The 17,966-nt window shown below is 54.2% G+C and carries 16 protein-coding genes; 3 read left to right on the forward strand and 13 right to left on the reverse strand.

Annotation, left to right across the window (positions count from 1 at the left end):
* The 9 genes from ACN06F_RS00710 to ACN06F_RS00750 form a co-directional block, all read right to left on the reverse strand.
* Window positions 1–519, reverse strand: coding sequence for a DUF2878 family protein (locus tag ACN06F_RS00710; protein WP_038480290.1), 519 nt, complete (start codon window positions 517–519; stop codon window positions 1–3).
* Window positions 520–1,788 carry an SAM-dependent methyltransferase gene (locus ACN06F_RS00715; protein ID WP_095604356.1) on the reverse strand — a complete coding sequence of 423 codons (1,269 nt, stop codon included), beginning with the start codon at window positions 1,786–1,788 and terminating at the stop codon, window positions 520–522.
* A complete protein-coding gene (locus ACN06F_RS00720) occupies window positions 1,785–2,549 on the reverse strand; it encodes a DUF1365 domain-containing protein (RefSeq protein ID WP_095604357.1) in 765 nt (254 codons plus the stop codon). The genes ACN06F_RS00715 and ACN06F_RS00720 overlap by 4 nt, the downstream gene beginning before the upstream one ends.
* A complete protein-coding gene (locus ACN06F_RS00725; RefSeq protein WP_095604358.1) occupies window positions 2,546–3,901 on the reverse strand; it encodes an NAD(P)/FAD-dependent oxidoreductase in 1,356 nt (451 codons plus the stop codon). Before ACN06F_RS00725 ends, ACN06F_RS00720 begins: the two co-directional genes overlap by 4 nt.
* Window positions 3,898–4,683 (reverse strand): SDR family NAD(P)-dependent oxidoreductase, encoded by a 786-nt coding sequence (locus ACN06F_RS00730; protein WP_038480302.1) that lies wholly within the window; start codon window positions 4,681–4,683, stop codon window positions 3,898–3,900. Before ACN06F_RS00730 ends, ACN06F_RS00725 begins: the two co-directional genes overlap by 4 nt.
* 58 nt (window positions 4,684–4,741) lie before the next feature.
* Window positions 4,742–5,173, reverse strand: coding sequence for a nuclear transport factor 2 family protein (locus tag ACN06F_RS00735; protein WP_038480304.1), 432 nt, complete (start codon window positions 5,171–5,173; stop codon window positions 4,742–4,744).
* A gap of 124 nt (window positions 5,174–5,297) precedes the next feature.
* Entirely contained in the window at window positions 5,298–6,710 is a 1,413-nt protein-coding gene (phrB, locus tag ACN06F_RS00740; protein ID WP_433924504.1) for a deoxyribodipyrimidine photo-lyase, read from the reverse strand.
* 43 nt (window positions 6,711–6,753) lie between these two features.
* On the reverse strand, window positions 6,754–7,674 hold the full coding sequence (locus tag ACN06F_RS00745) for a MerR family transcriptional regulator (RefSeq protein ID WP_174412711.1): 921 nt from the start codon (window positions 7,672–7,674) through the stop codon (window positions 6,754–6,756).
* A 221-nt stretch (window positions 7,675–7,895) separates the two neighbouring features.
* Window positions 7,896–8,960, reverse strand: coding sequence for an NAD(P)/FAD-dependent oxidoreductase (locus ACN06F_RS00750; protein ID WP_038480313.1), 1,065 nt, complete (start codon window positions 8,958–8,960; stop codon window positions 7,896–7,898).
* A gap of 176 nt (window positions 8,961–9,136) precedes the next feature.
* Between ACN06F_RS00750 and ACN06F_RS00755 the strand changes: the two genes are divergently transcribed.
* Window positions 9,137–10,039: a TIGR01777 family oxidoreductase gene (locus tag ACN06F_RS00755; RefSeq protein ID WP_038480314.1), complete on the forward strand. Its 903-nt coding sequence runs from the start codon at window positions 9,137–9,139 to the stop codon at window positions 10,037–10,039.
* Between the two features lie 10 nt (window positions 10,040–10,049).
* On the opposite strand, the gene rapA is transcribed toward ACN06F_RS00755, so the two are convergent.
* The gene (rapA, locus tag ACN06F_RS00760) at window positions 10,050–12,995 is read right to left on the reverse strand and encodes an RNA polymerase-associated protein RapA (protein ID WP_038480317.1); all 2,946 of its coding nucleotides are present in this window, start codon (window positions 12,993–12,995) and stop codon (window positions 10,050–10,052) included.
* A gap of 114 nt (window positions 12,996–13,109) precedes the next feature.
* Complete coding sequence (locus ACN06F_RS00765) at window positions 13,110–13,913, reverse strand: TlpA disulfide reductase family protein (RefSeq protein ID WP_038480320.1); 804 nt, start codon at window positions 13,911–13,913, stop codon at window positions 13,110–13,112.
* Between the two features lie 66 nt (window positions 13,914–13,979).
* Here ACN06F_RS00765 and ACN06F_RS00770 point away from each other — a divergent pair, with 66 nt between their 5' ends.
* Both ACN06F_RS00770 and ACN06F_RS00775 read left to right on the forward strand, forming a co-directional pair.
* On the forward strand, window positions 13,980–14,225 hold the full coding sequence (locus ACN06F_RS00770) for a hypothetical protein (protein WP_231658145.1): 246 nt from the start codon (window positions 13,980–13,982) through the stop codon (window positions 14,223–14,225).
* Window positions 14,226–14,322: 97 nt separating this feature from the next.
* Window positions 14,323–15,531, forward strand: coding sequence for an ABC transporter substrate-binding protein (locus tag ACN06F_RS00775; protein ID WP_253486402.1), 1,209 nt, complete (start codon window positions 14,323–14,325; stop codon window positions 15,529–15,531).
* 95 nt (window positions 15,532–15,626) lie between these two features.
* Here the strand turns inward: ACN06F_RS00775 and ACN06F_RS00780 are convergent, their stop codons facing one another.
* A complete protein-coding gene (locus ACN06F_RS00780; protein ID WP_433924505.1) occupies window positions 15,627–16,952 on the reverse strand; it encodes an ABC transporter permease subunit in 1,326 nt (441 codons plus the stop codon).
* Complete coding sequence (locus tag ACN06F_RS00785) at window positions 16,952–17,956, reverse strand: branched-chain amino acid ABC transporter permease (protein ID WP_433924506.1); 1,005 nt, start codon at window positions 17,954–17,956, stop codon at window positions 16,952–16,954. Before ACN06F_RS00785 ends, ACN06F_RS00780 begins: the two co-directional genes overlap by 1 nt.
* Window positions 17,957–17,966: the final 10 nt, after the last annotated feature.

Below are 17,966 nucleotides of genomic sequence, written 5' to 3' on the forward strand. Positions count from 1 at the left end.
TTAATGAACGCCAGAAGCAGCGACTTTGTGGTTAGCGTAACGACTGATACACAAACACAGCACTGCCCAAATAATGGCCTGTGCCGGCAGTAACCAGGGGGCTAAGCTAACCCCGGTGAGCGTTGCGCCGCCAACATAGGACAGTGGCCCGCTGACCGCACCGCAAACCGCCGCAATCATTGGGTATTGCCACAGCCAAGCAAGCGAGTGAAATACTAGTGTTGCAAACAGCGGCCACAACATCCAAAGCCACAGTGGCAGTAAACCAGCCACCAAGGTGTGTTCACCGAAGTCGAAACCTCCTGCCAAATGAAGGCCTCCGTCCAACGCTAACCCCAATAGCGCAAACACACCAATGAAACGCCATTCGCCGGGCTTGGCGCAGCGCCAGAAATGCCAGCCTAGCAGCGCACTTCCCATAATGGCAGCTACCCATGATCCCCCCAGAACGCACAGCAGCCAGCCCACTTCGAAGCGTAGTGCGTTGAACAGCAAGCTTTGCCAGCGTGGGCTAGCCATTTATAGTGCGCCCGTTAACGGCTCGGGTTTGGCGGCTGGTTTCGCTAGCAACAAGTGGCACGTACCAATAGAGCGCTCAATAAAGCCCCCCTCGCAGTAGCACAAATAGTAACGCCACATGCGAATAAACCGTTCGTCGTACCCTTGTTGCCTTATCTGCTCTAGGCTGGTTTCAAAACGATGGCGCCACTCGCGTAGGGTGCGGGCATAGTGCTGGCCAATTTCATCAAGCGCTACTACGTTCAGTGAGGTTTTGCGCATCACACTGGTTAGCATGGCGTGATGAGACGGCAAAAAACCACCGGGGAAAATATAGCGCTTAATAAAGTCCATATCCCGCTTGGCTTCTTCAAACCGTTGGTCTCGGATAGTGATGGCTTGCAGCATAGCCTGGCCATCGTCGGTCAGCAGGCTGTCGACCTTTTCAAGGTAGGTGTTCAAATACTGGTGGCCGACGGCTTCAATCATCTCAACAGAAATAAGTCGATCGTAGCGACCTGTCAGCTCACGATAATCCTGCTTTAACAGAGTGATTTTATCGTCGAGCCCCTCTTCTTTAATGCGACGGGCGGTATGGGCGTACTGCTCTTCAGAAATGGTGGTGGTAGTGACATGGCAGCCACGAGTTTTGGCGGCGTGTATTGCAAGACCACCCCAGCCAGTACCAATTTCTAGCAAGTGATGTTCTGGGCGTACATCTAGCTTTTCGAGCATGATATCGAGTTTGTAGGTAGACGCTTCTTCCAGGCTGGCTTCTGGATAAGGGAAAACAGCGCTCGAGTACATCCAGTGGCGTTGATCAAGAAACGTGGCAAAAAGGTCATTGCCAATATCGTAGTGTGCCGAGATATTACGCTTTGAACCGGAAAGGCTATTACGTTGGAAGCGATAGGCAGCGCCAAGCAGCCAGCGGGCGAAACGAGCGCTTCCGTTTTCCATTTTACCGTTTACGTGATCCAAATTGGCCGCAAACAAACGCACCAAGGCTACTAAGTCATCAGCATCCCAGTCGCCATCCATATAGGATTCAGCTGCGCCCACTGTGCCACCAAACGCGAGCCTTTTCCAGGCGCGGGAGTGACGAATCACGACGGTCACTTGAAGCGGCCCTTCTTGACCCAGGTGGTGACACTGGTTGCCTTCAATTAAGGTAATACGGCCACCCTGGAAGGCATCTAATTGAGTCATCAGGCGAGGCTTCAACCAGCGAGTGAAACGATCCTGGTTAACTGGTTGTATGTCAGGGGGCGTAGAACGCAGGGTTGTCATTTTGAAGTTTCCTTGCGCTTAGGGTGGTTATAAACGGGGATGCGCTTCAGCCAGAGGCGAAACGCTTCAAAATGAATTCCCGCCACTGTTTTCAGGCTCATCCAGGGCTGACGTGCAAGCGTTGCTAATAGAACGCCGCGTGTCGCTGGCGCAGCCTCTAACGTGAGCGTGGCGTCGAAATGACGCTGCCCGCTTTGCCAGTTTTCCATGTGCAGATAGAGCTGATCGCCGGGTGCATTGAGCTTCCAACGGTAGGTCATTTCCATGGGGTTAAACGGCGATACATGCATGGCTTTGTCAAAGCTTGCATGATGGCTATGACGAGCAGGCTCGATCCGACAGGCATAGCAGGTACGCTCTTTCCAGGGCATATTAGTGACTTCACCAACGACAGCCGCCAGCCTGCCAAGATGGTCATAGGCGTAGTACATCGAAACAGGATTGAAGACAGTGCCAAAGGTGCGTAATTGGGTCAGTACGTAAATCTTGCCACTGGGGGCACTACCCAACTGACGAACTAGCTCCTCGCGTACCGCTGTACGCAATGGCTTATCAATAGGACCGAGATAATCTTCGCGACGAAAGCGTGCTAGTGCTGGCCTTCGGGCGCTAAAGCAAGGCACATTGTCAAACAGGGTCGGCAACTCATCCAAGTCGAGCCACGCCATCCAAACGCGGTAACTGAAAGCGTGCTCCTTAGGAGTGAAGCGACGATGGCGCAAGGTGCCGCGGTAAATACGCGAGCGAGGCGCGGTAATCATCCGAGACCCTCCCCAACGCTGTTAGTGGGCATAAGGTCATGAGCCGGGAGTGCTGTGGGCGTTGTTGGCGGCGCAGCGGCTTCATCACAACCTAGTGCTTGGGCAACCCGCAGCGCGCTCCATACCCCATCTTCGTGAAAACCATTGCGCCAGTAAGCGCCGCAGAAGTGAGTACGCCGAGCAACCGAGGATATCTCGTCATGACGCATTTGCGCTGCCTGTCCTGCCAGTGTGAATTGGGGGTGGGCATAGGTATAACGTCCGAGCACTTTCGCAGGGTCAATGCTGTTTGAGTCGTTAAGCGTGACGCAAAAAGTAGTCTCGGCCTCTTTCAATCGCTGCAAAATATTCATGTTGTAGGTAACAGACACCCGCTCGTCTGCTCCTCTGCCATCTAAGCGGTAGTTCCAGCTAGCCCAGGCGCGCTGCCGCCGGGGCAGCAGCGAGGTATCGGTATGCAGCACTACCTCGTTATCTTGATAAGGCATGGCGGCAAGAATGTCTTGCTCAGCGGGTGTCGGGTCGCCGAGCATCGCTAGTGCCTGATCGGCGTGGCAAGCCAGCACGACATGATCAAAGCGTTGTGTGCCTTGTGCCGTGGTGATCATTACGCCGGTGGCGTTTCGCTCAATGCGCGTTACAGGCGTATTCAGATGAATGCGCGCTGCGTATGGCGCTGTCATGCTGGGAATATAGCGTTTCGAGCCGCCAACTAAGGTGTGCCATTGAGGGCGGTGGTTAACCGACAGCAAGCCGTGATTGCGGAAAAAACGGACGAAGAACGTCAGTGGAAAGGCGCGTAGATCGCCAATGCTCGCAGACCAAATGGCGGCCCCCATGGGCAGCAGATAACGTCGCTGAAAAGCTTCACCGTAGCCATGCTGGTCAAGGTATTGGCCTAGCGTTGTGTTGCTAGGAAGGCGCTTGGCCTCTAAGTCAGCCGTTGCTTGTTTGTTAAAGCGCAAGATGTCGCGTAACAGACGATAAAAAGCGGGGCTAAGCAAGTTGCGCCGCTGGGCAAACAGCGAGCCTAGCGTATGGCCGTTATATTCAAAATCAACATTGGTTTCATGCACCGAAAAACTCATTTCGGTGGCTTGGCTAGGCACTTCGAGCGTTTCTAGTAAGCGTTGGAAATGGGGATAGGTCCAGTCATTGAAAACAATAAAGCCCGTGTCGATAGCGTAGGACTTCCCCCCGACCTCCACGTCCATCGTGGCCGTGTGCCCGCCAAGACGCCCGTCTGCTTCAAACAGAGTGACTTCATGCTGGGAGGATAAGTACCAACCCGCTGCCATGCCGCTAATACCGCTGCCGATAATTGCGATACGCTGTGAAGCTATGCCACTCATTGTTGCTCCTCTTGACGTCTTGTCATGCGTAGGCCGATATGACGACGCAGCGCAGGCGGTAAAATTCCTAAACATTTCACCAGATAGGTGAAGCGACGTGGAAAGTGAATATCCAACTTTCCTTTGACAAGACCGGCAATGATGGCATCGGCCGCTTGTTCCGCGGTGACTTGCATGGGCATTGGAAAATCATTGCGATCGGTCAACGGGGTTTTAACAAAGCCTGGGTGAATGACGCTGACATCAATGCCTTCTTGATCGAGGTCGAGACGTAATGACTCCAAAAAGTAACTGATAGCCGCTTTTGAGGCGCCATAGGCTTCGGCTCTGGGCAGCGGTAAATAGGCAGATGCGCTAGAGGTGGCGGCTAGGCGAGCAGGTTTACCCTCTTTGCGAGCAGCTCTTAATAATGGCAGGGCTGCTTCCACGCCATACAGGGTACCAAACAGGTTTGGGGTGAAAACCCGCTCAATCAGCGCCATATCAAAATGCTGCGCGTCTAGATATTCGCATGTGCCTGCATTGAATAAGGCAATATCCAGTGCGCCCAGCCATGTGCTGATCTGTTCACCCGCTGCAATCACTGCTTGGTGGTCGCTGATATCAACGGGGAGCGAATAAGCATTGGGATGACCGTCACATAAATCATCGAGCGCCTCTTGGTTTCGAGCACTAAGCACAACATGGTGACCTTGGGCGATGAGCTTTGTGGCAAGCGCTTCACCAATGCCTGACGTAGCACCTGTGAGCCAAATGCGTTGGGGCGTTTTCCATGTGCTCATCATGCTCTCCTGTAATGGCCTGTTAGCATGCAACCTGTATGCAAATAAACGGCATATATCAGCGAATGCGCCGTTTTAACCAACGTATAACACGTCCCATGACTGGTAAGTGTTCATACAACATGGCGCCTGCATCGAAATAGTCGCAGTGCTTTGAAACCCGACCATCCTCTGCAAATGTTAGGGCACTGCATCCCGCGACACGGATCAGTTTTCCCTGGGCTAGTCGGGGATGAACGAACTCCATTGTCCACGTTACAAATGCTTGATTAACCACCTGTTGTTGCGTGTGATAAGTAAATTGGCAACGTTCAACATTTTCGTACATGGTGGCGAAATAGCGCTCTAGCGCCGACCGTCCTTCAATGTGATGTAGCGGATCGTTGAAGACAACTTCCTCAGTATATACCTCGTATAGTTTTTCTGTACAGGTATTGTCTAGTTTATTAAAAAAGGCGCAGAAGTTCGCCAAAGCTTGATCGTTAGGCATCACGCAGTCCTATGGTGGTTAAGAAAAATAAGCAAGCGATGAAGCGAGGAGCCGTCAGTGGGTCGATTTGCATCGCCTTAACTTTGCATCGCCTTAACATAGGCGATGCAAAAGAGGGGGGCTGTTATTTAGAAAGCGCTTTAAAAGCATCCAGGGCACGCTGGCGCGCTGCTTTATGGTCAACGATAGGGGCAGGGTAACCCGTTGGGTTTAGCATGTCTTGGGGGGGCGCATGACGAGCTTTTTTAGGCAGCGGTTTTAACTCGGGCAGCCAATGGGCAATAAATTCACCCTCTGGATCAAAGCGCGTTGACTGGGTAGTGGGGTTAAAAATACGAAAATAGGGCGCTGCATCCGTTCCTGTTGATGCCGCCCACTGCCAACCGCCATTATTGGCGCAAAACTCACCGTCGATTAAATGGCGCATAAAAAATGCCTCACCGCGCCGCCAGTCAATCAGCAAGTGCTTACTTAAAAACATCGCGGTGATCATGCGCAGGCGGTTGTGCATCCAGCCCGTAGTCACTAGCTGGCGCATGGCCGCATCGACAATCGGATAGCCGGTACGGCCCTCACACCACGCTTGAAAGCCTTTGTCATCGTCACGCCAGCGGAGCTGCTTGGTGTGCTCTTGAAAAGGTTGGTGACGGCAAACTTGGGGAAAGCCTACCGCTACGTGCTGATAAAATTCACGCCAAATAAGCTCATTTACCCAGGTGGTCAGCCCCGCATCACCATCGGCCAGGTGGCCACCATTTTCGCTCATCACGGCTTGAAGGCATTGGCGGTAGGAGATCATGCCCAGCGCCAGATAGGGCGAAAGTTCGCTGGTGCCGCGAACGTTTGGAAAGTCTCGCTGCTGGTTATAGTGCCGTCCACGAAAGCGTAAAAAACGTTCGAGATTGTCACTAGCCGCCTCTTCTCCAGCAGGCCATAGGCGTTTATCAACGGGGTCGTTATCCAGCGATGGAAGTGCGGGCAGTGGGTCGCTATCGATCTCTAGCGGAGATTGCACGCCTGGTGTATCACGTAAGGCAAGTTGCTGCGCAGTCACCTGCTTGTGCCAAGCTTTCGAAAACGGTGTAAATACGCCGTAATAATCGCCTTTTCCGGTCAACAAACTGCCAGGGGCGAAGGCTACGGCATCATGGTGACCCTGCGCGGCGATCCCTGCTTGTTTAAAAGCATCAAGCACCGACTGATCGCGGTGTTGCTCGTTCAGCGCATATTCATAGTTAAAGTGGAGTTGAGTAATTTGGTACTCGTGGGCGATATCGAGCAATACCTGAGCCGCTTCGTTATAGTGATCAATATCACGATGCAAAAGTGGAATATTAAGCCCGTTAAGCGACGCTTTGATCGCCGCAACACTGCGTGCCCAGAAATCGAGTTTAGTCGCCCCGTGGCCATGTGTTTGCCATTGAGCCACGCTGCGTAAGAAAACGGCCACCACAGGGCCGTTGGCAGCTGCAGCGGCAAGCGCGGAGTTATCGTGAATGCGTAAGTCGCTACGCAGCCAAACGAGCTGCAGATTCATGCGATATCCTTATCATCGGTAACGTTAAATAGCATCCGATATCTCAGAGAATTCCCGATTCGCGCAACAAGGGGCGAAGTCGTGAAATGGCTTGCGGCAGGTCGTCGCCTAACATCTGCACCGGACCGTCACGCAGCTCATTTTCTCTTAATCGTGCCACTTCCCCACACACACCAATAGGAACATTTAACGCTTCTGCGGCCTGGGGAAGTGCGCGACCAATGTAGTCGTCGCTTTCTCGCTGGCCGCTGGAAAGCAGTACCATCGATGAGTGCAATCGGGATACGGCTTGAGGAAGATCCTCTAGCGCTAATGAACGGTCAAACAGTTGTACGCGGTAGCCTTGTTCGCTGGCCATTAGCGCACACATTAAAACCCATAGCGGGCCAGGGTCATCAGGCATCGCACTTAGCAGGATTAACGGGCCGCGCGTTGCCTGATTGGCATAGTGCAGGCGAATGCCTACCTGGCTACGCAGAAAGGCTTCAAGGGTGCGGCGCACAAGGTCATCGGGCTGGCTGGCCCATTTGGCTTCCAGCGTAAGAATAACGGGCTGCCAGAGCTCATTAATCGCGACGCTTAATGGATATAGCGCCAGACTCTGGTGGTACAGCGCTTCCAGCTTGGGAAGGTCGACCGCTTCTATGGTGGACTGCAACAAATGCCGTTGACTTGCCCAGTCGCCAGTATTCGGCGATGGTGTTTCTACCGTCTCAGGTTGATCAAGTAAGTCAATCACTTGGCTCACTGGAACGCCGCGGTTTAGCCATTGTAAAATGCGTTCAATGCGAGTGATATCGTCTTGCGCGTATAGACGATGGCCCTTGGGGGTGCGTTGTGGACGAATTAAACCGTAGCGACGCTCCCAGGCACGAAGAGTGACCGAGTTCACACCCGTCAAGCGGGAAACTTCCCTAATCGGATAAAGCGGGGTATCGGGTGGGTGGGTCGCCTTGATGCTCATGGGCGCCATTGCCTCTTGGTTGCCTGCAAATAAGCGTGCAGGGATCTGTCAATAATTGTCGTGGCGATGCTTCAGCGCCTGACCGGCGGTTTGGCCACATAATCGGGTCGTTATTAATCGTATAGATAGCTAAACGCTATTATAGCCACCTTTGTACAACTTGTGGCTTCTGGGTACAACCTTTCCTGTAGGTGTGGAAAAGTTAAGTTTAGTTTCTAATTTCAGACCGACCGGCCTAATAGGGCCTGGCCCAGCTCATCACCTGATAACCAGGCATCCTCGACACGACTACCTTTAAAGCTATCACCACAGAGTGCTAGGCCACTTGTACTGTATAAGTATGTCTGATGACCTGCCTGTGCTGGCTGAGCATAGCGCCAGCGGTGCGCACCGAGTTCAATGACATTCGGTAGCTCTACATCATCGGGCAGCAGCGATACAAATGCTGCGAGCAATTGTTGGGCGACACTTTCACTGCCACTCTCAATATGTACATCGCTCCAATCCAACTGAGCAAGCAAGCTTATACTTTCCGGCTGATGTTCACGGCCAGGCTTGGTGTGATTGCGTGACGCTAGACGAAGCACCGGATGCTGTGTGTGAACGGTGTGCCACGCTGATGCTACCTTCGCCATGGGGGGTAATGGCTCCTCGAAAATAACCCAACCTGCCCAGCATCCACGCTGGGGCTTTGCCTCACAGGCAGCCGCCAGTGTCGGTTCCCACTCTGCTAATAATGCCTTGGCCTGGGGCGGCGGGGCAGTGATAACCACCACGTCAAAAGGCCCGTGTATTGAGCCGCGGGTATCGTGGAGCTGCCAGCCCGCAGCCGTCTTATCAAACGTTGTAATGTGGGTTTCAAGCGTAATGGAGGCATTAGGTAATGCGTTAAGTGTATCGGCTAGATGACGGGTGACGGCACTCATACGGGGCGCGCCGGTATAACGTAGCTGATCGTCATTGTGTGTTTGCCAGCCGGATGCACTAGCCTGATAACGAGCTGTGGGCCAACTGGCGACACAACCAGCGGCTTGCCACTCGGCTACTTTATTGGCGAATCGTTGATTGCGTACAGTGAACGCTTGAGCACCTAGGTCCAGCGTCGCTGAGGGACGTCGCTTGCTGGACATACGGCCGCCAGGGCCGCGCGCTTTATCAAACAGCGCCACCTTAACTCCCTGAGTGGCAAGTTGCTGCCCACAGGCAAGGCCAGACAGACCTGCACCGATAATTGCCACTGAGTGAGCGTCGGAAAGTGTTAAAGACTCAGGCAATGATTCAAGCATAGGAACTCGCAACGGCTAATGAAATGTGCAATGGTCAGCATGTAGCATTTGTGTATAGATATCGTACAATAAAATATTATGCAATGATCATTTAGCTGACGGCTATTCCCAGCTTTGCAGTTCAGCGTCGACGCGGGCATACGCTAGCCATCTTAACCAACCATAGGAGTGACACCATGCGGGTATTAATCACCGGAGGTAGCGGCTTTGTTGGTCAGCGGCTCTGCCAACAACTTCTCACCCAAGGGCATGATGTGCAGGTGGTTTCCCGGGCCCCGTATCAGGTGCGTGGTAGGTTGCCAAAAGCCTGCGATATTCGTGATAGCGCTCAGGCATTTATGGACACCCCTCCGGAGGTGTTGGTGAACCTTGCCGGTGAATCGATTGCTGCAAAGCGCTGGAGTAATAGCCAAAAAGAGACACTAATTCGCTCTCGTATCGACAGTACGCAGCAACTGATTACGCTTTGTGAGCAGCTCGAAGCCAACGGGCAAGCGTTACCCAGCGTGATGATTAGCGGCTCTGCGATGGGCTATTACGGCGATCAAGGCGACAAGGTGGTGGATGAAACAACGCCGCCAAACGATGAGTTTGCTCATCAGCTTTGTGCGCAGTGGGAAGCAGCGGCAAAACCGATTGAGGCGATGGGCGTTCGCTTAGCGATACTGCGTATTGGTTTAGTGCTTGAGGCAGGGGGCGGTACGCTGCAGAAAATGCTGCCACCCTTTAAGCTCGGACTTGGGGGGCGTTTTGGAAGCGGCGCACAGTTTATGCCCTGGATTCATCGTGATGATCTTGTGGCAGCGATTATGTTTCTGATGAACGAATCAACGCTTTCAGGCGCGTTTAATGGCAGTGCGCCGCACCCAGTGACGAATGCTGAGTTCACGAAAACGTTGGCTAAGCAGCTTCATCGGCCGGCGATTTTCCCCGTGCCCGCTTTTGTACTGAAAGCGGGCTTCGGAGAAATGTCGCAGCTGTTGCTGACCGGGGCCGATATGCGCCCTGCACGCCTTACCGAGGCTGGATTTACCTTTCAGTACCCGACCCTTGATAAGGCGTTAGAGGCGATTCTTTAGTCTTTCCGCGTTAGGCGTTGGGGTCGACGGTGATTATCACTCGCACGGAATCAAGCCGTAAGCGAGTGTTTTCTATCGCGTCGCTGAGCGCTTGGCGCTCTTGCTTCAGCGCCTCAAGCTCTTCACTACGAACAGCTGGGTTGTGCTCTGCCAGGGCGGTCAAGCGGGCTAGTTCTGCATCTAACTGAGCTCGCATGCGTGTTTCAGCGCTTTCCACGATGCTGGGCAGTTCACGTTCGGCTTCACCTTCCCCCTGAATGAGGAGCGTACGCAGCTGGTCATGGCGGCTCTTGATCAAATCTCGTGCCAGTGATTTGTTAACTTTCTGCAGATTCTTGCCAAGGCCAGTGAAGGAGATCTTGCTGGTTAGGTTTGCGCCTGATTCATCAAGCAGGACGCGCACTGCCGTAGGCGGTAGGAAGCGGTTGAGGTGCAGCGATTTAGGTGCAGGGCACTGGGTGCGGAACACCAGTTCAGCCATTAAACGGCCGCTGGGAATGGCTGGGTGGCGTAATAGCGCCAACGCAGTGTTCCCCATCGTGCCATCGAGAATGCGCTCCATCATTTCGCGCAGCAGCGGGTGTTCCCAAGAGAGTCGCTGAATATCGTCTCGTGCAAGCGCTAGCGAACGGCTGTAAGTGGCCGAAAAGCCCTCTTCACCTTTCACTAGCCCGGGGAGCCCATCCAACATGTGCTGGCTAGGCTGCAAATAAAGCAAGCCATTGCCAATCTCTTGGCTGTCTACACCAAAAATATCCAGGGCGCGCTCTACAAAACGCGGCAGCGCTGGGTCTTCATCCAGCTCACGCACTGCATCAATTACCTGCTGAGCACGGGCAGGGCGGCAGGCGTTTAGCTCTAGCAGTCGGTTACGACCAGCGTCCCGCTCAGCCAGTTTGGCGGTAAACATTTCACGGGTTTCATCGATGATTTCATTGAGCATTTCATCATCGAGTAACGCATCGGCCAGGGCATCGCCAAACGCATCAAAGAGGTCGCTGCCAATGCCGTGAGGCGCGCTAAAAGCATCCATACCTTCGTGGTACCAGCGCAGCAGGCGCTCGCCTGGGCTACCAGTGAAGGTGGGAGCATGGAGTTCAATTGCGTGGCGCTGCCCTATCCGATCGAGGCGGCCGATACGCTGCTCCAGCTGGTCGGGATGCTGGGGCATATCAAACATCACCAAGTGGCGGCAGAACTGAAAGTTGCGGCCTTCTGAGCCAATTTCAGAGCACACCAGCACTTGGCAGCCGTCTTCTTCATCGGCAAATGCCGCTGCGGCCCGGTCACGCTCCACCAGCGATAGCCCTTCGTGGAACACCGGTGCGTGATAGCCGCCTAGGACGCGCAGCCCTTCGGCAAGTCCTTCAGCGGTTTCTCTGTGGTGAGCAATAATCAGCACTTTGTCGTTGGCAAAGCCGCTATCGCTATCGTCGCTAAGTTTTTCCAGCAGCCAGTTTACTCGTGGGTCGATATGCCACCAGGATTCGGTGTTAAGTGGGTCGTTGCTGAGCTCACGGTACATCGTGTCTGGATAGATCAATACGTCCGGGTGATCCATGCCCGTTTCAATCAGCAACTCATCCAGGTAGTCCTCATCGCGTTCCAAGCGACGTAGCACGCGACGATAGGCCGATGGGAGTTCCAACTGAGCTAGGTGCAGGCGACGTTCCGGGAACCCGCCCACATGACGGCGGCTGTTGCGGAACATGACGCGCCCGGTACCGTGACGATCAAGTAGAGCATCGCGTAACTGGGCGCGAGCAGCATTCTGCTGTTCGGTGCTTGCTTCAGGGTTGCATAACGTTGCTAGCAGCGCCTGACTATCGCGGTCGTCCGCGACATTATCGACCCGTTCACGTGCCTCGGAGGTATTGGGTAGCTCATCCAAGGCATCAATGGCTTGAGCGACAGCAATGTAATGATGCTCTTCGTCTTTAAAGCGTTCGATATCGTGGTAACGCTCGGCATCTAGCAAGCGCAGGCGAGCAAAATGGCTCTCCACCCCCATCTGCTCTGGCGTAGCCGTCAGCAGCAATAAGCCAGGAATATCAGCAGCAAGCTGTTCGACGCACTGATAGCCTGGGCCGCTGCCATCAGGGCTCCAGTCGAGGTGATGGGCTTCATCGACGATCAGCAGGTCAAAGTGGCTCGCTAGGGCCTGTTCTTGACGATGTGTGTTGGCGAATAGCCAACCTTGGCTGGCCAGTACTATTTGGGCGCTTTCAAATGGGTTAGCGCTACCGTGGGCGAGACTTTGCTGCTCATCTAGCAAGCTGACCTTGAGTGAGAAACGGCGTAAAAGCTCTACTAGCCATTGGTGGGTAAGGCTGTCAGGCACCAAAATTAATGCGCGTTCTACTCGGCCAGCCAGGAGGAGGCGGTGCAGAACCAACCCAGCCTCGATCGTTTTACCCAGCCCCACTTCGTCCGCAAGCAAGACACGTGGCGCATGGCGGCCTGCCACTTCGTCAGCGATATAAAGCTGATGGGGAATCAGATCGATACGCGGCCCAGCAAAGCCCAGGGCGCTGTGTTGCTCAATGCGCTGATAGTGGTGCAGCGTACGAAAGCGCAGATCGAACCAATCATTGCGATCAACCTGGCCAGTCAGCAGCCGGTCGCGCGCCTGATCAAACTGCATGGTATCGGCAAGCTTTGCCTCGGATAGCTCACGAGGATTACCGTCGCTATCTTCGCCAATATAAGTGATTAAGCCGCTGGTCTCTTTGCTATCGTCTACGATCATCTGCCAGCCATCAGCAGAAATCACGCGGTCGCCACCGCCGAACATGACGCGAGTTAAGGGGGCTTGGCGAGTGTTGTACGTACGGGTTTCCTGGCTGGCACTGAACAAAATGGTAACGCTACGGGCGTCGCAGTTAAGCACGGTGCCGAGTCCAAGCTCAGCCTCGCCGTCGCTAATCCAACGCTGGCCGGGAGAAAAATCGCTCATGATGCCTCGAGGAAGTCTACAGAAACAGGTTGTACGCCACCGGGGCAGGTTTCCGGTGGCAACAGGGCGGGGGATTCTAACGCAAAGCGGCGGGGGGATTAAGGTCTATCGTGGTCAATCTTTTAACCAGCGTTCCAGCTGGGCTCGGGTTAACTCGCCAACGTGGACATCCAGCGTGTTGCCCTGGCGATCAAAAAGTACCGTGGTGGGCAGGCCTGGCGCTTGAAATTGCGCCATTAGCGTTTGGCTTGGGTCACGCAGTGCGTAGCGAAAATCCAGTGCTTGCTCGTCTAGATAGCGCACTATCGGCAGTAAGTCTTCGCCTTGGTTAGCGACTACCACACTGACACCTTCACGCTTGGCTGCTTCTTCAAGCAGCGGCATCTCCCGCAGGCAGGGTGGGCACCAGGTCGCCCATAGATTAACGATAATGAGATCACTGCTTTCGGCCAGCGAAGGTAGATGCACTGCGTTGCCGTCCACATCGTCTAAAGTCACCTCCGGCAACGTGTCAATAGCAAATTCATTGCCCAAGGGGGCCAGCGTTACCAAGACTAGCCACAGGCTTGCCGTGCCAACCAACATGGCAAGGCCGCCGATGAGCGACAGCAGCCGCTCGCGCAGTGCCCAGACTGTCCAAACTAACCCCGCGATTAGGCCACCCAGCGCATTGTAACCGGGCTGCCATATCTTGAGCGCCTCAAGCGGTTCTGAGCTGTAGCTTTCCCAGTTGAGCACGACAAAAACAATCCGGGCCGTCAGTAGCCATACCACCAATAGCCCGTTGAACCAGCGCCCATGCTGAGAAGACGTTAATCCCAGCAGATAGCGGCTAGCCAATAACAGTAGTAGCGCGCAGCCTAGGGCATATAGCCTAGGGGTGGAGATCAGCAGTGGTCCAATGGCAATCGCATTCATGATTTTTCCGTTAAGCAGGTACACTGGTGAACCATACCACGCACGTTAAACATTACGGAGATGTCTATGCCACAACCCGCTTTCGACATACTGCGGGCGCTGGCCATTGGGTCGCAGGCGCTGGGTTTAATGCTGATTATTACGTTGGAAACCGTGATGGGCGATGCTGCCCGCCCCTGGCAGGGAGTTGTGCTGGCTCTCATGGTGGCGTCGGCGCTTACGATTGCGTTGGTGCGACTGTACCAAAATAAGCGTTACCAAAAACAGATGGCTGAGCGTCGCCAAAATGCTGATGAAGAGGAGGAGCGTTAGAAAGCGTTGCTTGTGTTTTTGGCGTTACGGTTCCAGATTAAGAGAAGTCCCGCGCTGGACAGTCGGGGCACTTAATATACTGGGAGCGACCAATAATATGATTAATAAGCGCACATTAGCCACCGCCGTTGCGGCCTCATCACTCGCTTTAGCGGGCATGGCCCAGGCGGAGGTCAAAGTTGGCTTCTTGGGCGGCTTTACCGGGGGAATTGAAAGCCTGACGCCACCCATTTTTGCAGGTGCTCAGCTTGCCGTTGCGCAGATAAATGAGCAGGGCGGTATCTTGGGTGGGCAAACATTGGAAATGCCTTCCGGGGATACCACCTGCTCGGATGCATCGGCTGCGTCTAACGCCGCAGATCGTATGGTGAACTCTGAGCAAGTCACCGCGATTGTCGGCGCTTTATGTACAGGGGCAACGATTGCTGCTGCTAATAACGCAGCAATTCCAGGCGGTGTGTTGATGGTCTCACCCGCGTCAACGGCCCCCGCTGTCTCTGAGTTAGACGACAACGACTTAGTTTTCCGTACCGTGCCATCGGATGCCTTCCAGGGCGAAATGCTTGCTAAGCTACTGCTTGATAAAGGTATCGACTTTGTCGCGGTGACCTACGTTAACAACGACTATGGCCGTGGCTTATCGGATGCCTTCAGTGGCGCCTTTGAAGCGGGCGGTGGCGAAATAGCCGAAAACCTCGCACATGAAGATAACCGTGCCGACTATCGCTCTGAGCTTGGCTCGCTGTCTTCGAGTGGCGCAGACACGCTGGTCGTACTGGCCTATGCCGATACCTCCGGCCAGACGGTACTGCGCCAAGCCTACGAAAGCGGCATGTTCACCCAGTATGTGGGCGCCGATGGCATGGTAGGTGATAGCTTAATAGAAGCGATTGGCGCAGACGTGCTAGACGGCATGATCGCCACACGGCCTGGTAGCCCTGATCTCCCCGGCACGGACATCTTTAATGAAGCGGCTACAGCGGCAGACATTGATCCTAGTGCCGTGTTTGCTGCCCAAGCTTATGACGCGGCCTTCCTAGTGGCGTTGGCTATTGAGCAAAATGGCAGTGCCGAGCGTGAAGGGCTTTCTGAAGCACTACGCAGTGTTTCCAGTGCGCCAGGTGAAGTGATACTGCCGGGCGAGTGGGAAAAAGCGCTTGAGCTGATCGCAGCAGGTACCGAAATCAACTACGAAGGCGCCTCTGGCTCTCATGAATTTGACGAAAACGGCGACGTGCCCGGCGTTGTTGTGGAAATGGTGGTAGAAGATGGCTCGTTCACTGGCAAAGGCTTGGTTGAACTCTAGTCAAAATGACGGTACTTGAGAAATAACTAAAACGCCCCGGGCAGCGAGCCTGGGGCGTTTTTTTAGCACTGTGCGTTTTTAGCACGGTGAGGACGTTAACCGTGGGTTTTAATTTTCTCTGGCAGCAGACCTTTCGGAGCAAAGCGCAGTACCAGGGTAATCAACATACCGATTACCAGAACCCTTGCTTGCAGTGCCCGGCTATCCATATTGCTAGGCGCTTCCCAGCCGAAGGCGTTTTCCCCCAGTGTGACCGCTAGTTGCATTAAAAATAGCGCCAGCGGTTCTGACATAATCCAAATGATATAAACCGCGACCGCCCCAAAAATGGTGCCAAGGTTATTACCTGGGCCACCTAAAATAACCATGACCAGCACCAGGAAGGTGTGATTGAGTGGCAAGTAGCCCTGAGGGTCAAACAGGCTGTTAAAGGTGCCCAGTATGCCGCCGCCAAGGCCCATCAAAATGCAGCCTAATACGAAAATCTCCAAACGCCGCTTGTTGATATCTTTACCCATGGCCGCTGACGAGACTTCGTTATCGCGAATCGCACGAATCATTCTTCCCCAGGGGGCGTGGTAAGCCCGATGGAGTAAAAAGAAAATCACTGCTATCACGACAGCCGTCACTGAAAGATAAATCGCTCGGGAAAGTGTAAAGCCGAGTTCAGCTGGGCCGGGAGTAGGCCAAGGGAGAGGCGATACCGTGGCCGTGCCGCGTGTCAGCCAGTCGGAATTTTTCAAAAAAGCTTTGATGATTTCTGCGATACCCAGGGTGGCAATGGCGAGGTAGTCACTGCGTAGGCCAAGGCAAACGTGGCCAATAAAGTAGCCAACGCCGCCCGCCAACGCGCCACCCACAATCCAGCCTACCCAGGCAGGTAAGCCAAATCCGCCAATAAAGCCCGCCTGAGACTGTATTTGGCTGGTCACTTCGCGAAGCAGACTGATAACAATTAAATAGAGCACGACCCCGATCACGATGGCGAGCACGGTGCGTAGCTTTTTCGGCACGCCGAATCGATCAAGCTTCGTCACTCCGACGACGATCAGGGTTGCCGCAATGCCATACAGCAGAACTTGGCCAAGTTCTCCCGGTAGTTCGGTACCCCAGAATGCGTCATTCACCGGAACGCTAAATAGCATGGCGCAGAAACCGCCGAGCGCGACAAAGCCCATGACGCCAGCATTAAACTGCCCGGCATAGCCCCATTGAATCGTTAGGCCAAGGGCAAGAATGGCGTAACAAGCAGCCTCTACCAGCATACGCGTGCTGTAGGCTGCTCCCATTACCGCGTAGACCGCTAGCACGGCAGCTAATAGAGCGCCAAACAGCACCAGTTCGCGCAACGGAAAACGCCGTTCAGGAGTGGCATCCTTGGGCGTGTAAGCAGGATTACGGTTTTTTGTGGAATGGCTCATTAGATCACCTTGCCTTTAAACAGGCCGGTAGGACGCCACACTAAGATGGCTACCAAAATAAAGAACGGCACCACAATTTTGTACTCAGTGCCTACAAAGGCGAGATTGGAGGGGAGCTCCAGCCAAGTAGGTAGACTGTCGCGGAACGGGCGCAGGAGAACATTCCAATTAAATACTGCCAGGGTTTCTGCAAAGCCGACGACAAATCCTCCTGCAATGGCCCCGTAGGGGTGGCCTACGCCTCCGACAATGGCCGCCGCGAAAATAGGCAGTAGCAGGAAGAAGCTTAGGTCGGGTTTAAACGTGACGTCTAATGACAGCAGGGTGCCCGCAATCGCCGCCAGTGCGCCTGCAATCACCCAAGTGACGGCCACGATGGTGTTGGTATTAATGCCAGATGCCTGGGCAAGTTCGGGGTTGTCTGACATGGCGCGCATGGCTTTGCCAAGTCGTGAGCGATTGAGGAATAGGTGTAGGGCGACCACGGCCACTAGCGTAATCACAAACAGATAAATCTGTGGTTCGGTAATCACGATGGGAGCCCGAACTCCCTCGAAAGGCAGCGCGAGACGGAAGATTTCTTTGCGGTCGTCGACGTATAAGCTCTGACCGCCGGTGCCGGAAAATAGCCGGATAAGCCCTTGGAGCATAAGTGTCACGCCCAGCGAGCCAATCACCATCACGATAGGCTTGACGCCATGGGCGCGTAGCGGCTTATAAAACGCTTTATCAATGCCTACTGCCAGCGCTGCAGTAAGCAGCATCGCTAGCGGCAGCATGATGAGCGCCGTCGGCACCCCGATACTGGCGCCCACCGCTGGGAAGGCGGTCGTCAGGAGCAGCACCATGAAGGCACCAAACGTCATGATGTCGGCATGGGCAAAGTGGGCAAAGCGCATAATGCTAAAAATTAGCGTGACACCAATGGCGCCAATGGCATAAACAGAGCCAGTGACGCTACCTGCAATCACTACGTTATTGATAAAAAAGACCAGTTCGTTCACGCGTTTCTCC

This window comes from Vreelandella sp. 21, assembly GCF_050995515.1.
GTDB lineage: Bacteria > Pseudomonadota > Gammaproteobacteria > Pseudomonadales > Halomonadaceae > Vreelandella > Vreelandella alkaliphila.

What these genes read in the sequence shown, in the direction of transcription:
- ACN06F_RS00710 (WP_038480290.1), bottom strand. Translation starts at nt 519, where the DNA reads ATGGCTAGCCCACGCTGGCAAAGCTTGCTGTTCAACGCACTACGCTTC.
- ACN06F_RS00715 (WP_095604356.1), bottom strand. Translation starts at nt 1,788, where the DNA reads ATGACAACCCTGCGTTCTACGCCCCCTGACATACAACCAGTTAACCAG.
- ACN06F_RS00720 (WP_095604357.1), bottom strand. Translation starts at nt 2,549, where the DNA reads ATGATTACCGCGCCTCGCTCGCGTATTTACCGCGGCACCTTGCGCCAT.
- ACN06F_RS00725 (WP_095604358.1), bottom strand. Translation starts at nt 3,901, where the DNA reads ATGAGTGGCATAGCTTCACAGCGTATCGCAATTATCGGCAGCGGTATT.
- ACN06F_RS00730 (WP_038480302.1), bottom strand. Translation starts at nt 4,683, where the DNA reads ATGAGCACATGGAAAACGCCCCAACGCATTTGGCTCACAGGTGCTACG.
- ACN06F_RS00735 (WP_038480304.1), bottom strand. Translation starts at nt 5,173, where the DNA reads ATGCCTAACGATCAAGCTTTGGCGAACTTCTGCGCCTTTTTTAATAAA.
- phrB (WP_433924504.1), bottom strand. Translation starts at nt 6,710, where the DNA reads ATGAATCTGCAGCTCGTTTGGCTGCGTAGCGACTTACGCATTCACGAT.
- ACN06F_RS00745 (WP_174412711.1), bottom strand. Translation starts at nt 7,674, where the DNA reads ATGAGCATCAAGGCGACCCACCCACCCGATACCCCGCTTTATCCGATT.
- ACN06F_RS00750 (WP_038480313.1), bottom strand. Translation starts at nt 8,960, where the DNA reads ATGCTTGAATCATTGCCTGAGTCTTTAACACTTTCCGACGCTCACTCA.
- ACN06F_RS00755 (WP_038480314.1), top strand. Translation starts at nt 9,137, where the DNA reads ATGCGGGTATTAATCACCGGAGGTAGCGGCTTTGTTGGTCAGCGGCTC.
- rapA (WP_038480317.1), bottom strand. Translation starts at nt 12,995, where the DNA reads ATGAGCGATTTTTCTCCCGGCCAGCGTTGGATTAGCGACGGCGAGGCT.
- ACN06F_RS00765 (WP_038480320.1), bottom strand. Translation starts at nt 13,913, where the DNA reads ATGAATGCGATTGCCATTGGACCACTGCTGATCTCCACCCCTAGGCTA.
- ACN06F_RS00770 (WP_231658145.1), top strand. Translation starts at nt 13,980, where the DNA reads ATGCCACAACCCGCTTTCGACATACTGCGGGCGCTGGCCATTGGGTCG.
- ACN06F_RS00775 (WP_253486402.1), top strand. Translation starts at nt 14,323, where the DNA reads ATGATTAATAAGCGCACATTAGCCACCGCCGTTGCGGCCTCATCACTC.
- ACN06F_RS00780 (WP_433924505.1), bottom strand. Translation starts at nt 16,952, where the DNA reads ATGAGCCATTCCACAAAAAACCGTAATCCTGCTTACACGCCCAAGGAT.